Below are 14,410 nucleotides of genomic sequence, written 5' to 3' on the forward strand. Positions count from 1 at the left end.
TGTCAGGGCAAGACTACGCACGGAAGGCGGCCCGGCGGGAGGGGGTCACCGGTCCTCACTTGGCGTCCGCGGCGAGCGTCACCGAGGTGTTCTGCCGAGCCGACCCGCGCCGGTACTCCACCGTCACCACCGAACCCGGCGCGTACTTGCGCACCAACGCCACCAGGTCGGTCGGGTCGGTCATCGGGTGCTTGTCCAGCCGGAGCACCACGTCCCCGGTACGCATCCCGGCCGCCGCCGCCGGACCGGCCGGCTCGACGGCGTTGAGCCGCACCCCGCCGCCGGTGGCGCCGGTGCCACCCACCGAGGCGCCGATCACCGTACGCCGGGCCCGGCCGGTGCCGATGATCTCCTCGGTGACGCGCTTGGCCTGGTTGATCGGGATGGCGAAGGCGAGCCCGATGTTGCCGGCCTCCTGCCCGTCGGCCACCAGCGACTTGATCGTCGAGTTCACGCCGACCACCCGGCCCGCCCCGTCCACCAGCGGGCCGCCGGAGTTGCCGTGGTTGACCGCGGCGTCGGTCTGGATCGCCGCGTAGTAGCGGGTCGGCCCGCCCGGCTCGCCCGCCTGCATGGTGCGGTCCAGCGCGCTGACGATGCCGGCGGTGACGGTGTTGGCCAACGACAGCGGCGAACCCATGGCGAGCACCGGGTCCCCCACCGCGAGCGCGTCCGAGTCGCCGAACTGCACCGGCGTCAGCCCACTGCGGGTGACCTTGATGACCGCGATGTCCGACTCCGGGTCCTGCCCGACCACGGTGCCGGCGGCGGTGCTGCCGTCGTTGAACACCACCGTGGCCTTGCCCGGGCCGTCCGCGACCACGTGGTCGTTGGTGACGATGTGCCCGTCGGTGCTCACCACGAAGCCGGAGCCCTCGCTGGTGCCGCCGAGACTGGCCACCCGGATGGTGACCACGCTGGGCAGCACCCGCTCGGCGACCCCGGCCAGCGACTCCGGCTTGCGCTGGGCGAGCGCCGGAGCCTGCCCGGCCTGCGCACCCAGCGTCGGCACGGCGCCGCCGCCCAGGAAGGCGTAGGTCAGGGCGCTGCCCAGTGAGCCGGCCAACAGCGCGGTGATCAGCGAGATCAACACCACCTGCCGCAGCCCCGGCCGGGTCGGCGCGTCCGGGTCGGTGACCGGCTCCGGCTCACCCGCCCCGGTGGGCGCGGTGGCCGGGACCACCACGGCGGCGGGCGCGTACGGGTCCCGCCACGGGTCGGCCAGCGCGTCGGACCACCAGGGCGACGTCGTGCCACCCCCGGCGCTCGGTGGTGGCTGCCCGGGCACCGGCCCTCCCGCCGGTGCGCCCGAGCCGCCGGGCCGGCGCCAGTCCCAGCCGTCGGTCACGTCCGTGCCTCCCACATTCGTCCCGCGCGCCCCGCGCCGACGCCGGCGGAGCCGGACGATCGAGACGCGCGGGACCCATCCAGGATTGCACGGATGCCCCGGGTGGAGTCAGGGGTTGCCGCCCGTGATCGCCCGAGGGCCGACTCGCGGCTGCGCGCGTACCGGCTCGCCTCTACGCTCACAGTGCCAACCGACCCCTCGCACCAGCCCCGCCCCCCAGGAGGTGTCCCATCGCCACGGTCGCCGGTCCCGGCGGTTCGACGGCCCAGGCGTTGCAGTTCGCCGAGTCGTACGTCACCGAGGACATCGTGCTGCGCACGGCCCGCGCCCTCGCCCACGAAGTGGGTGTGGAGGCGGTGACGTCCGGTGCCGGTGCCGCGCTGCGCCTGCTCGCCGCCGCCGGTAACGCCCGCGCGGTGGTGGAGATCGGCACCGGCACCGGGGTCAGCGGCGTGTGGCTGCTGCGCGGCATGCGCCCCGACGGCGTGCTCACCACGATCGACGTGGAGGTGGAATACCAGCGCATCGCCCGGCGGCTGTTCCAGGAGGCGGGCTTCCCGTCGGGGCGTACCCGGATCATCACCGGTCGGGCGCTCGACGTGCTGCCGCGTCTCGCGGACGGCGTCTACGACCTGGTCTTCGCGGACGCGCCGGGCCCCGGCTTCGCGGCGTACGTGGACGCGGCGCTGCGGCTGCTGCGTCCCGGCGGGGTGCTCGCGCTCAACGGCGCGCTGGCCGCCGGCCGGATCGGTGACCCGGCCGCGCGGGACATGGAGACGGTGACGGTGCGGGAGACCATCAAGGCGATCCGCGAGTCGGAGCACTGGGTGCCCGCGCTGCTGCCGGTCGGCCACGGGCTGCTCGCCGCCGTGAAGAGCTGACGCCGCCCGGTCAGCCCAGCGTCGCCAGCCAGCGCAGCAACCCGCGTACGCCCCAGCCGGTGGCGCCCCTGGTCAGCTCGCCGTGCACGTCGTCGGACCAGGACGGGGCGGACATGTCCAGGTGCGCCCAGCGGTCCCGCAGGTCGCCGGTGAACTCGCGGAGGAAGAGCGCGGCCACCACCGAGCCGGCACCCCGGGCCGGGGAGCTGTGCAGGTCGGCGACGTCGCTGGCCAGGTATTCCAGGTAGTCGTCGGCGAGCGGCATCCGCCAGGCCCGCTCGCCGGCCGCGCTGATCGCGGCCAGCAGGTCGCCGGCCAGGTCGTCGTTCTCGGCGTAGAGCGCGGCGTGCCGCTTGCCCAGGGCGACCGCGTTCGCCCCGGTCAGGGTGGCCAGGTCGACGAGCAGGTCGGGCTTCAGCTCCCGGACCGCGTACGCCATCGCGTCGGCGAGCACCAGCCGCCCCTCGGCGTCGGAGTTGGTGCTCTCGCTGGTCAGCCCGCCGTAGTGCCGGATCACGTCGCCGGGGCGGAACGCGGAGCCGCTGACCATGTTCTCGGCCAGCGGGGCCAGCGTGGTGATCCGGACCGGCAGGCGCAGCGCGGCGGCGCCCAGCGTGGCGGCCACCACGGCGGCGGCGCCGGCCATGTCCTTGCGCATCAGTTTCATGGCCGGCACCGGCTTGATCGAGATGCCGCCGGTGTCGAACGTGATGCCCTTGCCCACCAGCACCACGTGGGTACGCGCGCCGGCCGGCCGCCAGTCCAGTTCGACCAGGCGCGGCCCCTGGACGGAGCCGCCGCCGACGGCCAGGATGCCGCCGAAGCCCTCGGCCGACAGCTCCTCCGGGCCACGCACGCGCAGGTGCAGGTCGGGGCGGTCGGCGGCGGCGCCGGCCACCTGGTCGGCGAACCACGCCGGGTGCTTGGTGGAGGACGGGGTGTTGGTCAGGTCGCGGGCCAGCCGGGTCATCTCTGCGGTGACCCGGGCCGCGGCCAGCGTGTCGGCGAGCGCGTCCGGATCGGCCACCAGCACGTCCACCCGGGCCAGGGCGGGTCGTGCGCCGGCCTCGGTGAGCCGGAACCGGTAGGAGCCGAGCAGCAGCCCCTCGGCCAGACCGCGCAGCGCCGGCTCGGACCCGTCGGGAAGCAAAATCGTGATCTGTGTCTCATCCTTGCCGGCACGGGCCAGCGCGGCCCCGGCCAAGCGCCAGCCCGCCTCGTCGCCGTCGCCGACGCCGAGCAGCCAGAGCCGGCTCGGGGCACCTCCGGGACGCAGGTGTTCGCGGATCTCGCCGGCGGCCCCGGTGAGGCGGGCGGCGGGCAGCAGCGCGGTCGCGGTGGCCCGGACGTCGTCATCGGGCGGGACGGCGGTCGGGACCAACGTCGGCGGGGCGTCCGGCCCACCGGGACGGATGGGCAGGACGAGGGCGTCGGGTCGCGTGGACCCGCTCACCAGACGAATGGCCAGCACGCTGGACCGTACCTCCGAAAACGTTCTAAGCGGGACGCTCTGCCGCTTACCGGCCGAGGAAGGCCCTGAGCCACCGGCCAAGCCGGTGGCTCAGGGTAGGGCGAACCGTCCGCGCGGCGGACGCCACGCGGACCACTCCTCGAATCAGCCGGCGGCCGCCTTCAGCGCGTCACCCAGCGCGGTGGCCTCGTCGGGAGTCATCTCGACGACGAGCCGGCCACCACCCTCCAGCGGGACCCGCATGACGATGCCCCGGCCCTCCTTGGTGACTTCCAGCGGACCGTCGCCCGTCCGCGGCTTCATCGCCGCCATGTTGTCTCCCCTCAGACCTACACCAGGGTCGGTGGGTTGCCCCACAGCCACTTCGCCATCGCACCCGCAACAGTCGCGGAGGCGTCGACCAACGATTTTCCCTGATGAACACCGCCGGACCCAAACCGAAGCAGCATTGATGTAACAGCATCTAGCTTATCTTGGGTAGGCCTGTCACAATGTGCGGTCATGCAGGCACGGTCGGCACTCTTCGACCTGTACGGCGACCACCTCCGCGTCCGGGGTGGCCGTGCACCGGTCGCCGCCCTGGTCAAGCTGCTGGCGCCGCTCGGGATCGCCCCACCGGCGGTACGCACCGCGGTGTCCCGGATGGTCCGTCAGGGCTGGCTGGAACCACTCCGGCTCGCCTCCGGACCCGGATATTCGATCACCCCGAAAGCGGGTCGTCGACTCGACGAGGCGGCCTCCCGGATCTACCGGACCGGTCGGCACAGTTGGGACGGACGGTTCGATCTTCTCGTCCTCACGACGCCCGCCGCCCGCCGGGACCGGCAGCGGCTCGCCGCCAACCTCACCTTCCTCGGCTACGGCACGCTCGACGACTGCACTTGGGTGGCCACCCGCCCCGGCGAGGACGTCGACCTGCTGCTCGCCGAGGCGGGCGTGCGCTTCGAACGGTTCACCGCCGCGCACGCCGCCGGCACCCCGGGCGCCATGGGCGTGGTCCGCCGGGCCTGGGACCTGGTCGAGATCGGCCGGGCGTACGAACGCTTCGTCGCCGAACAGAAGCCGCTGCTGTCCGGCGTCACGGTCCGCAGCAGCGACGAGGAGGCGTACGCGGCCCGGTTCCGGCTCGTGCACGCGTGGCGTACCTTCCTGTTCCGGGACCCGCAGTTGCCCCCGGCGCTGCTCCCCGAGCGCTGGCCGGGCACCAGCGCGGCCGGGTTCTTCGACCGGCACGCGGCCCGGCTCCGGCCGGCCGCCGACCGGTACGTCGAGCAGTGCCTCGACGCCAGCCACCGCCTCGCCCGACAGAAGGGTCGTTAGAAACGTGACCGAGCCGCTGCTCGTCGACCGCACCGACGCCGTCGTCACCCTGACGCTGAACCGCCCGACGGCGATGAACTCGCTCGACGTGGCGCTCAAGGAGGCGCTCCGGGAGACGCTGGCCGAGTTGGAGACCGACCGCTCCTGCCGGGCGGTCGTGCTGGCCGGCGCGGGCGGCTCGTTCAGCGCCGGGCAGGACCTGCGGGAGCACGTGCAGACGCTGGAGTCGGCGGACGCCGACCCGCTCGCCACCGTGCGGGCGCACTACAACCCGATCGCCGCCCGGCTGGCCAACCTGCCCAAGCCGGTGGTCGCCGCGGTACGCGGGATGGCCGCCGGGGCCGGCGCCTCGCTGGCGTTCCTGGCCGACTTCCGCATCGGCGGCCCGAAGACGCGGTTCCTGATGGCGTTCGCCGGGGTCGGGCTCGCCGCCGACACCGGGGCCTCCTGGACGCTGCCCCGGCTGGTCGGCCACGCCAAGGCGGTCGAGCTGCTCATGCTCGCCGAGCCGGTGGGGGCCGAGGACGCCTGCCGGCTGGGCCTGCTCACCCGGTTGGTGGACGACGACGAGCAGGTGCTCCCGGCCGCGCAGGAGCTGGCCGTCCGGCTCGCCGCCGGCCCGACCGTCGCGTACGGGGCGATCAAGCGTCAGCTCTCCATCGCCGACGCCGGCACGCTCGCCGACGCGCTGGCCGCCGAGGCACAGGCGCAGGCCATCTGCGGCGGCACCGCCGACCACCGGGCCGCCACGATGGCGTTCGTCAACAAGCAGAAGCCGGTCTTCGAGGGGCGCTGAGGCTCAGTCGTCCTCCTCCGGGTCCTGGTTGGCCTCGACACCGAGCACGAACGCCTGCATGGCCAGCTCGTCGCCGGCCGGCGAGACGAACGCCGGCAACTCACGCGGGCCCAGCTCCTGCACGTAGGACCAGAAGATCCGGACCGCCTCGGCCCGCGTGGCCGCCTCGATCGGCAGGTCGAGGCTGACCAGCCAGGTGCGCCGGGCCGGCGGCGGGCCGAGCCGGTCGGCCAGCGCCCGCCAGCGCACCGGGTCGAGCGCGACGACCGGGCCGTCCGGGGCCGGGCCGTCGACCGGCACCGGCTCGTCGAGCGCCCGCCGGGTGTACGTCACCACGAGCGCGCCGGCCGCCGCGTCGGACTGGGGGTCGTCCGGATCCTCCCGGCCCCCGGCGCCGGGGCGCGTCACCCGGCCGAGCGCCACCAGCCGCAGCGGCTCCTCGACCAGCACCGCCACCCGGTCACCCGGGCGCGGCCGGGCCACCCCCGGCAACCCGGTCAGCTCCAGCACGTCGTGGTGCACCAACCGCTCGGCCTGGTAGCGCTCGGCGGGCAGCAGCACCGCCCAGGCACCCGGCGTGGTGTCGGCGTCGGTCGTCCCGCTCGTCCGTGGCTCGGTGTCGGTCATGCCCCAATCCCATCACGCCGCGTCGTCACACCCCGGCCCGGTCACCACCGGCGTGGCATCCGGCGAGGTGATCGTCCACCATGCCGCTGGCCTGCATCAACGCGTAGGCGGTGGTCGGGCCGACGAAGCGGAAGCCGCGCTTCTTGAGCGCCTTGGCCATCGCGGTGGACTCCGGCGTGAGCGCCGGCACGTCACCGAACGAGGCGGGACGCGCCGGTCGGGGCGGGGGCGCGAACGACCAGAGCAGCGTGGAGAGCCCTTCGGGCAGTTCCAGCGCGGCGCGGGCGTTGGCGATCGCCGCCTCGATCTTGGCCCGGTTGCGGACGATCCCGGCGTCGGCCAGCAGCCGGGCCGTCTCGGCCTCGCCGTAGCCGGCGACCGACTCGATCCGGAACCCGTCGAAGGCGAGCCGGAACGCCGGCCGCTTGCGCAGGATGGTCAGCCAGGACAGGCCGGACTGGAACGCCTCCAGGGTGAGCCGCTCGTAGAGCGCGTCGTCGCCGCGCAGTGGTCGACCCCACTCCTCGTCGTGGTAGGCGGCGTAGTCGGGGGTGCTCGCCCCCCAGGCGCAACGGGGCAGCCCGTCCGGGCCGGTCACCAGGTCAGTCACGCCGCACAGGGTAGTGCGACCCACCGACTCCGCCGGCACGCCACGGTCAGGGCAGGCGGCCCTGCTCGACCAGCCGGGCGAACCTCTTCAGCGCCTGGGTCAGGCCGAACTTCGAGCCGGGCCAGAGCACCGGCCAGGCCACCCGGCCCGCCGCCCCGCCCGGCAGGTGGAACCACTCGTGCCAGACCACCTGGGTGCGCTCCCGGTCCATCGGGGTGCACCGCAGCACGCCCGGGCCGCGCAGCAGCTTGCCGCAGTGCACCACGCCGACCTCGTACGGCGCGTCGACGCGCACCACCCGCATCTCGTCGCGGAGCACGGCCGGGCCGACCGCGGTGACCGCCTCGACCAGGCTGCCCTCGCCGCCGTCGCCCTCGACCACCCGGACCCTGGTGAACGGGATCCAGTCCGACTGCCGTTCCCACGCGGTCAGCGCCGCGAAGACGCGCTCCGCCGGCGCGTCGACGATCACCGTGGCGGTGACCTCGGCGGCACCCGGCTGGGCCGCCTCGGCGAAGCCTGCGGAACCCTCCGCGCCGGTCACGCCGGCTCCGAGCGGGCCACCGGCCCGCGGGCCCGGTCGTCCACCTCGCTGTCGTCCGCGCTCGCGCCGGCCGGCCCGGCGGTGATCCCACCGGCCGGGGAGGTGGTGTCCTCGACCGCGGCGGCGGCCGGCGCCTCCGCCACGCCCGCCTCGGCCGGCGGAGCGGTCTGCGGCTCAGGCGTCGACAGGTCGATGGTCACCGGACCGGCGCCCGACGGGTCGAGGGCCGACTCGTCGCCGCCCGTCCCGGCCCCGGCAACGACGGCCTCCTCGCGCGCCCGACGCAACGCGTCGGCCTCTTCGGTCCGCCCCTCCCGCAGTGCGGTGTTCTCGGCCTCCAGCACGCCGATCAGCTCGGACTTGTAGCCGATGTCGTAGGCGGCCCGCCGGAGCGCCACGTCGACCTGGGCCATCCGGTAACCGCGCAGCGCGGTGTCGAACCGGACCCCGGTCACGTCCGACTCGTCGAGCGGGCGGCCGCCCGGCAGCGGCACGGCCCGGCCGTCCGGCTCGGCCGGCACCAGCCCCGGATCCCGCCCGGAGACGAGCACCGTCACTCCGAACACCACTGCCGCGACGGTCAGCGCGACGACCAAGAGGAGCAGAACCTCACCCATGGAGAGATCGTGGCATGCGGGCCGGGATCGGGCGAGCCCTCCACGGCCTCCGGTCGGCAAAACCCGCGCTCCCGGCGTGGTGGAAATGAGCGCCGTCTTCCACATTCCAGGAAACGCGAAGATCTTGGTACGTAAGTGCCCCGGAAGGGGCCGTTACGTACCAAGATCTCGGGGCGGTGGCGGGTGGCACCGCGGGGGCATGCGAGGGTGCGACGGTTGGCACCGGGACGAGGAGGCGGGGATGACCGGGATGTTGCGGCTCGGTGGACGGGCCTTCGCCCCGGGTGAGCTGGTGGTGATGGCGATCGTGAACCGCACCCCGGACTCGTTCTTCGACCGGGGCGCCACGTTCGCCCGGGACAGCGCGCTGCGGGCGGTCGAGCGGGCGGTGACCGAGGGCGCGGAGATCATCGACATCGGCGGGGTGAAGGCCGGGCCCGGCGACGAGGTGGACGTGGCCGAGGAGATCCGCCGCACGGTGGACACCATCGCCGCGGTCCGGGCCGCCTTTCCCGACGTGGTCGTCTCGATCGACACCTGGCGGGCGGAGGTGGCGGTGGAGGCGGTCGCGGCCGGCGCGGACCTGCTCAACGACACCTGGTCGGGGGCGGACCCGGCGCTGGCCCGGGTCGCCGCGGCGACCGGCGCCGGGCTGGTCTGCTCGCACGCCGGTGGGCTGGCCCCGCGTACCCGGCCGCACCGGGCGGCTTTCGACGACGTGGTGACCGACGTGCTCGACACCGTCACCGGGCTGGCGGAACGCGCGGTCGGGCTGGGGGTACGCCGAGACGGCATCCTGATCGACCCGGCGCACGACTTCGGCAAGAACACCCGGCACTCGCTGGAGATCACCCGGCGGCTGGCCGAGCTGACCGACACCGGTTGGCCGCTGCTGGTGGCGCTGTCGAACAAGGACTTCATCGGCGAGACGCTGGACCTGCCGGTGCCGGAACGGCTGGAGGGGACGCTCGCCGCCACCGCGGTCTCGGCCTGGCTCGGCGCCCGGGTGTTCCGCGCCCACCAGGTCCGCCCGACCCGTCGGGTGCTGGACATGGTGGCGTCGATCCGGGGGGACCGGCCGCCGGCGGCGACCCGGCGCGGGCTGGCCTAGGGGTCAGGTCCAGCGCAGCACGCCGCGCCGCCAGGCGTAGAGGATGCCGAGCGCCACGATCGCCACGAAGACGCCCATCTCCACCACCGTGGTCGCCCCGAAGCCGGGCCGGTCGAAGACCAGCGCCCACGGGAAGAGGAACACCGCCTCCACCGCGAACAGGACATAGAGGTACGCGTAGACGTAGTAGCGGATCTGCATCTGGGCCCAGTCGCCGCCGACCGGGTCGAGCCCGCACTCGTACGCGGCCCGTTTGCCCCATGGCTCCGCCGGTCGGGCCGGACGTAACATCCGGTTCGCCGAGAACGCCGTCAGGAAGAAGAGCACGGCGGCGAGCAGCAGTAGACCGAGCGTGGCGTACGAGCCAAGGTATCCGGTCACGACCCGGAGCGTACCGGTCCCGTCGAGACGTCTCGGACACGTTACGAATTCGTTTCCTGTCGGGACTAGTGCCGGAGGGCAACCGTCCCCGAATAATGAGACCTCGTTGACACGTCCCCGGAGGACAGATGACCCGCCCCCGCGTCCGGCCTGCCCACCGGGTCACGCCTCGCCGTACCCTCGCGCTGTTCGCGCCCGCGCTGATCGCCGCGGCCGCGGCGGTCGCCGTGGTGGCGCCGGGATGGGCCGCGGTCACCCCCGCCGCCGCGGCCGGGGTGGTCCGGGTGGCCGACCCGGGCCCGCCGGGCGACCCGGGCGGCGACCCCGGCGACCCGACCGAGCCGACGCCGACCGGGGACACGACCACCACCGCCCCGGCCCCGACCACGGCACCGCCGACGGAGGCACCCCCGCCGCCGACCACACCCCCGCCGCCGGTCACCACCGAGCCGGCCCCGCCGCCCACCACGGCGCCGGCCCCGCCCGCCACCACCGCGCCGGCCACCACCACCGCACCGGCCCCGCCGCCGGTCGGGCCGCCCGTCAAGCCCCCGCCGCCACCGCCCACCCAGGCCGCCGGCGGGCCGTTGGGGGTGCAGGTCAGCACCGGCGACCTGGCACTGACGCCGGACTACTGGAACGCCGACAGCACGGTGGCCACGCTGCGGGTGACGGTGACCAACACCGGTGGACGCGAGGAGCAGATCAGCCTCGGCTACTCGTTGCCGGCCGGGCTGGTCGACGGCGGCACGCCGGGTTGCGTCGACGCCGGGGGCGGCAACCACCGCTGCGGCGGGTGGACCGTCGCGCCCGACGCCCGGTTCAGCGCCACCATCCGGGTCCGGGTCGCCGGGGACGCCTGGCAGACCATGCCGCTGAGCGGATCGGTCCAGGTCACCGCCGTCGCGCCCGGCGTCGCCGGGGCGGCGTACGACGACGAGGGCTTCGCGGTGCTGTTCCCGCCCGGCCCGCCGGTGCCCGGCATCTCGCTCCGCGCCGACGAGGTCCTCTTCGACATCAGCGGCGCGCCGAGCACGCTCACCGTGCGGCTGGGCAACACCGGCGAGGTGGACGCCGCCGGACGGGTGGAGGTGCTCCTCCCGGCCGGGGTGACGGTGAGCGACGCGGGGAACGCCTGCGCCCCGATGGCCCTCGACCGGACCCGGTGCGAGCTGGGCACGCTGCCGGCCGGCCGGACCGCGACGCTGCGCCTGCCGGTGACCGCGTCGGCGGAGGCCCAGCGCATGGCCCCGCTCGCCGGCGCGGTGATCGGCCGGTTGGACCCGCGCAGCGGCCGGGACCGACAGGTGCAGATGAGCTTCCGGATCAGCGCGGCGGCGGCGCAGTCCACGCCGGTGGCCGGGGCGCCCGCGCCCACGGGTTCTCAGGGAGTGCTGACTGCGTCCGAGCGGTCCGATTCCGGCGACGGCCCGGCCCGCGGGCTCGCCATTGCCTTGATCATCATGTCGGCGCTGCTCGTCGTTTTCGCGTTGACGCTGGCCACGCGCTCGCTGCGACGCCGCAGCGACATCACCGCGCCGGAGCCGACCACGGAGCGGTGAGCCGCGCGGCGCGGTGATCTGGATTACGGTCGGCGGTACTAACCGTCCCTAATCAGGGCATACAGCAGGCCGTTCGGGTCTCACCCGTCGGACCACCACCAAGGCGGCCCTAACCGTCCGACGTAGGCTCTGACGGTGAGAAACGGAGCGGGCCGCGTCGACGAGGGCGACGGCGCTCAGCGAAGCGAGGTGCGGGCGTGACCAAGCAGATCCGTCAACTGGACCGGGTGGTCATCCGGTTCGCCGGCGACTCCGGCGACGGCATGCAGCTCACCGGCGACCGGTTCACCTCGGAGACGGCACAGTTGGGCAACGACATCTCCACGTTGCCCAACTTCCCGGCCGAGATCCGGGCGCCCGCCGGCACGCTGCCGGGCGTGTCGAGCTTCCAGGTGCACTTCGCCGACTACGACATCCTGACCCCCGGCGACGCGCCGAACGTGCTGGTGGCGATGAACCCGGCCGCGCTCAAGGCCAACCTGGCCGACCTGCCGCGCGGGGCGGACATCATCGTCAACACCGACGAGTTCACCCGCCGCAACCTGGCCAAGGTGGGCTACGCGACCAACCCGCTGGACGACGACACGCTCGACGGCTACGCGGTGCACCCGGTCGCGCTCACCTCGATGACGATCGGCGCGCTGGCCGAGCTGACGGTGTCCAAGAAGGACGCCGAACGGGCCAAGAACATGTTCGCGCTCGGGCTGCTGAGCTGGATGTACTCCCGGCCGTACGAGTCGACGCTGCGGTTCCTGGAGCGCAAGTTCGCCCGCCGGCCGGAGCTGGTGGCGGCGAACGTGGCCGCGTTCCGGGCCGGCTGGAACTTCGGCGAGACCACCGAGGACTTCTCCGTCCGGTACGAGGTCAAGCCGGCGAAGATGCCGCCCGGCACGTACCGCAACATCACCGGCAACGCGGCGCTGTCGCTGGGCCTGGTGGCCGCCGGGGTGCGCTCCGGGCTGCCGGTGTTCCTCGGCGCGTACCCGATCACCCCGGCCTCGGACATCCTGCACGAGCTGAGCAAGCACAAGAAGTTCGGCGTGGTCACCATGCAGGCCGAGGACGAGATCGCCGCGGTCGGCGCGGCGCTGGGCGCGTCGTACGGCGGCTCGCTCGGCATCACCACCACAAGCGGGCCGGGCGTGGCGCTGAAGAGCGAGACGATCTCCCTGGCGGTGGCGCTGGAGCTGCCGCTGGTCATCGTCGACGTGCAGCGGGCGGGGCCGTCCACCGGCATGCCCACCAAGACCGAGCAGGCCGACCTGAACATGGCCCTGTACGGCCGGCACGGTGAGGCGCCGGTCGCGGTGATCGCGCCGAAGTCGCCGTCGGACTGCTTCCACGCCGCGCTGGAGGCGGCGCGGATCGCGCTGACCTACCGCACCCCGGTCATCCTGCTCTCCGACAACTACGTGGCCAACGGCTCCGAGCCGTGGCTGCTGCCGGACGTGGAGTCCCTGCCCGACCTGCGGGTGGAGTTCGCCACCCGGCCCAACGGCGAGGACGGCACCACGTTCCTGCCCTACCTGCGTGACCCGCAGACGCTGGCCCGCCCGTGGGCGGTGCCCGGCACGCCGGGGCTGGAGCACCGGATCGGCGGCCTGGAGAAGGCCGACAAGACCGGCGACATCTCGTACGACCCGACGAACCACGACTTCATGGTGCGGACCCGGGCGGCCCGGATCGAGACCATCCCGGTGCCGGACGTGGAGGTCGAGGACCCGGACGGCGACGCCCGGGTGCTGGTGCTGGGCTGGGGCTCGACGTACGGCCCGATCGGCGCGGCCTGCCGGGGGCTGCGCCAGCGCGGGCTGCCGGTGGCCCAGGCGCACCTGCGGCACCTGGCTCCGATGCCGGCCAACCTCGGCGAGGTGCTGCGCTCCTACGACCGGGTGGTCGTTCCCGAGATGAACCTCGGCCAGCTCGCCCACGTGATCCGGGCGAAGTACCTGGTCGACGCGATCGGCTACAACCAGGTCCGCGGCCTGCCGTTCACCGCCGCGGAGCTGGAGACGATGCTGGAAGAGGTCCTGAAGAATGTCTGAGCCCGTCGCCCTGAAGCTCACCGCCAAGGACTTCAAGTCCGACCAGGAGGTGCGTTGGTGCCCCGGCTGCGGCGACTACGCCGTCCTGGCCGCGGTGCAGGGCTTCATGCCGGAGCTGAACATCCCCCGGGAGAACATCGTCTTCGTCTCGGGGATCGGCTGTTCGTCCCGCTTCCCGTACTACATGAACACGTACGGCATGCACTCGATCCACGGTCGCGCCCCGGCGATCGCCACCGGCCTGTCGGTGTCCCGGCCGGACCTGTCGGTCTGGGTCGTCACCGGTGACGGCGACGCGCTCTCCATCGGCGGAAACCACCTGATCCACGCGCTGCGCCGCAACGTCAACCTGAAGATCCTGCTGTTCAACAACCGGATCTACGGGCTGACCAAGGGCCAGTACTCGCCCACCTCCGAGGTCGGCAAGATCACCAAGTCGACGCCTGTCGGTTCCGCGGACGCCCCGTTCAATCCGCTGTCGCTGGCGCTCGGCGCCGAGGCCACGTTCGTGGCCCGGACGCTCGACTCGGACCGCAAGCACCTCCAGTCGGTGCTGCGGGCCGCCGCCGAGCACAAGGGCTCGGCGTTCGTGGAGATCTACCAGAACTGCAACATCTTCAACGACGGCGCGTTCGAGCCCTTGAAGGAGCCGACCACCCGGGACGACTACCTGATCCGGCTGGAGCACGGGCAGCCGATCACGTTCGGCACCGACGGGCAGTTCTGCGTCGTCCACCCGCCGGGCGGCTTCGGGCTGGAGGTGCGGGAGACCGCGGCCACCCCGGCGGAGCAGATCGTGGTGCACGACGTCACGGTCGCCGACCCGGCGTACGCGTTCGCGCTGTCCCGACTGCCCGGGCTGGATCTGCGCAACACGCCGCTCGGGGTGTTCCGGTCGGTGGACCGGCCCTCCTACGACAGCGTGGTGCAGGAGCAGGTCGCGTCCGCGCGGGCGAGCGTCGACCAGACCCCGGAGCAGCAGCTCTCGGCGTTGCTCGGCAGCGGTGACACCTGGACGATCATGTAGCTCCGCCCTGATCCGCGCATTCGAAAGGGCGGGCCGTCCCCGGGGGGACGGCCCGCCCTTTCGCGGTTCC

The 14,410-nt window shown here is 73.8% G+C and carries 15 protein-coding genes; 7 read left to right on the forward strand and 8 right to left on the reverse strand.

Going from position 1 to position 14,410, the window contains the following annotated elements; all coding sequences use genetic code 11:
• Positions 1-55: 55 nt before the first annotated feature.
• Positions 56-1,363: a S1C family serine protease gene (locus TPA0908_RS28295; RefSeq protein ID WP_281943137.1), complete on the reverse strand. Its 1,308-nt coding sequence runs from the start codon at positions 1,361-1,363 to the stop codon at positions 56-58.
• Between the two features lie 257 nt (positions 1,364-1,620).
• On the opposite strand from TPA0908_RS28295, the gene TPA0908_RS28300 reads away from it, so the two are divergent.
• Complete coding sequence (locus TPA0908_RS28300) at positions 1,621-2,229, forward strand: O-methyltransferase (RefSeq protein ID WP_281943139.1); 609 nt, start codon at positions 1,621-1,623, stop codon at positions 2,227-2,229.
• Positions 2,230-2,239: 10 nt separating this feature from the next.
• On the opposite strand, the gene TPA0908_RS28305 is transcribed toward TPA0908_RS28300, so the two are convergent.
• Together TPA0908_RS28305 and TPA0908_RS28310 are read right to left on the reverse strand one after the other, a co-directional pair.
• Positions 2,240-3,700, reverse strand: a complete 1,461-nt coding sequence (locus tag TPA0908_RS28305; protein ID WP_281943141.1) for a leucyl aminopeptidase family protein — start codon at positions 3,698-3,700, stop codon at positions 2,240-2,242.
• 144 nt (positions 3,701-3,844) lie between these two features.
• Positions 3,845-4,012 carry a DUF3117 domain-containing protein gene (locus TPA0908_RS28310; protein ID WP_013283866.1) on the reverse strand — a complete coding sequence of 56 codons (168 nt, stop codon included), beginning with the start codon at positions 4,010-4,012 and terminating at the stop codon, positions 3,845-3,847.
• A 189-nt stretch (positions 4,013-4,201) separates the two neighbouring features.
• Here TPA0908_RS28310 and TPA0908_RS28315 point away from each other — a divergent pair, with 189 nt between their 5' ends.
• A complete protein-coding gene (locus TPA0908_RS28315) occupies positions 4,202-5,020 on the forward strand; it encodes a PaaX family transcriptional regulator (RefSeq protein ID WP_281943146.1) in 819 nt (272 codons plus the stop codon).
• A gap of 4 nt (positions 5,021-5,024) precedes the next feature.
• Positions 5,025-5,816, forward strand: coding sequence for an enoyl-CoA hydratase/isomerase family protein (locus TPA0908_RS28320; RefSeq protein WP_107154891.1), 792 nt, complete (start codon positions 5,025-5,027; stop codon positions 5,814-5,816).
• A 3-nt stretch (positions 5,817-5,819) separates the two neighbouring features.
• Here the strand turns inward: TPA0908_RS28320 and TPA0908_RS28325 are convergent, their stop codons facing one another.
• Genes TPA0908_RS28325 through TPA0908_RS28340 form a run of 4 tightly spaced genes read right to left on the reverse strand, consistent with a single transcriptional unit; the run spans position 5,820 to position 8,214 of the window.
• Positions 5,820-6,443 (reverse strand): hypothetical protein, encoded by a 624-nt coding sequence (locus tag TPA0908_RS28325; protein WP_281943149.1) that lies wholly within the window; start codon positions 6,441-6,443, stop codon positions 5,820-5,822.
• A gap of 25 nt (positions 6,444-6,468) precedes the next feature.
• Positions 6,469-7,053, reverse strand: a complete 585-nt coding sequence (locus TPA0908_RS28330) for a DNA-3-methyladenine glycosylase I (RefSeq protein WP_281943151.1) — start codon at positions 7,051-7,053, stop codon at positions 6,469-6,471.
• A 46-nt stretch (positions 7,054-7,099) separates the two neighbouring features.
• Positions 7,100-7,597, reverse strand: coding sequence for an SRPBCC family protein (locus tag TPA0908_RS28335; RefSeq protein ID WP_281943153.1), 498 nt, complete (start codon positions 7,595-7,597; stop codon positions 7,100-7,102).
• Positions 7,594-8,214, reverse strand: coding sequence for a DivIVA domain-containing protein (locus tag TPA0908_RS28340; RefSeq protein ID WP_281943155.1), 621 nt, complete (start codon positions 8,212-8,214; stop codon positions 7,594-7,596). The genes TPA0908_RS28335 and TPA0908_RS28340 overlap by 4 nt, the downstream gene beginning before the upstream one ends.
• Positions 8,215-8,455: 241 nt before the next feature.
• Here TPA0908_RS28340 and folP point away from each other — a divergent pair, with 241 nt between their 5' ends.
• The gene (gene folP / locus TPA0908_RS28345) at positions 8,456-9,325 is read left to right on the forward strand and encodes a dihydropteroate synthase (protein WP_281943157.1); all 870 of its coding nucleotides are present in this window, start codon (positions 8,456-8,458) and stop codon (positions 9,323-9,325) included.
• Between the two features lie 3 nt (positions 9,326-9,328).
• Here folP and TPA0908_RS28350 read toward each other — a convergent pair whose 3' ends face one another.
• Positions 9,329-9,706, reverse strand: a complete 378-nt coding sequence (locus tag TPA0908_RS28350) for an NADH-quinone oxidoreductase subunit A (RefSeq protein ID WP_281943159.1) — start codon at positions 9,704-9,706, stop codon at positions 9,329-9,331.
• Between the two features lie 128 nt (positions 9,707-9,834).
• Between TPA0908_RS28350 and TPA0908_RS28355 the strand changes: the two genes are divergently transcribed.
• The 3 genes from TPA0908_RS28355 to TPA0908_RS28365 all read left to right on the forward strand — a co-directional run bounded on the left by TPA0908_RS28355 (position 9,835) and on the right by TPA0908_RS28365 (position 14,340).
• Entirely contained in the window at positions 9,835-11,268 is a 1,434-nt protein-coding gene (locus TPA0908_RS28355; protein WP_281943161.1) for a hypothetical protein, read from the forward strand.
• 197 nt (positions 11,269-11,465) lie between these two features.
• Positions 11,466-13,313 (forward strand): 2-oxoacid:acceptor oxidoreductase subunit alpha, encoded by a 1,848-nt coding sequence (locus tag TPA0908_RS28360; RefSeq protein ID WP_281943163.1) that lies wholly within the window; start codon positions 11,466-11,468, stop codon positions 13,311-13,313.
• A complete protein-coding gene (locus tag TPA0908_RS28365) occupies positions 13,306-14,340 on the forward strand; it encodes a 2-oxoacid:ferredoxin oxidoreductase subunit beta (protein WP_281943165.1) in 1,035 nt (344 codons plus the stop codon). Before TPA0908_RS28360 ends, TPA0908_RS28365 begins: the two co-directional genes overlap by 8 nt.
• Positions 14,341-14,410 lie beyond the last annotated feature (70 nt).

It is taken from the genome of Micromonospora sp. AKA38 (assembly GCF_027925725.1).
Lineage (GTDB): Bacteria > Actinomycetota > Actinomycetes > Mycobacteriales > Micromonosporaceae > Micromonospora.

Coding starts and splice junctions, on each gene's coding strand:
- TPA0908_RS28310 (WP_013283866.1), bottom strand. CDS start 4,012: ATGGCGGCGATGAAGCCGCGGACGGGCGACGGTCCGCTGGAAGTCACC.
- TPA0908_RS28315 (WP_281943146.1), top strand. CDS start 4,202: ATGCAGGCACGGTCGGCACTCTTCGACCTGTACGGCGACCACCTCCGC.
- TPA0908_RS28325 (WP_281943149.1), bottom strand. CDS start 6,443: ATGACCGACACCGAGCCACGGACGAGCGGGACGACCGACGCCGACACC.
- TPA0908_RS28340 (WP_281943155.1), bottom strand. CDS start 8,214: ATGGGTGAGGTTCTGCTCCTCTTGGTCGTCGCGCTGACCGTCGCGGCA.
- folP (WP_281943157.1), top strand. CDS start 8,456: ATGACCGGGATGTTGCGGCTCGGTGGACGGGCCTTCGCCCCGGGTGAG.
- TPA0908_RS28355 (WP_281943161.1), top strand. CDS start 9,835: ATGACCCGCCCCCGCGTCCGGCCTGCCCACCGGGTCACGCCTCGCCGT.
- TPA0908_RS28365 (WP_281943165.1), top strand. CDS start 13,306: ATGTCTGAGCCCGTCGCCCTGAAGCTCACCGCCAAGGACTTCAAGTCC.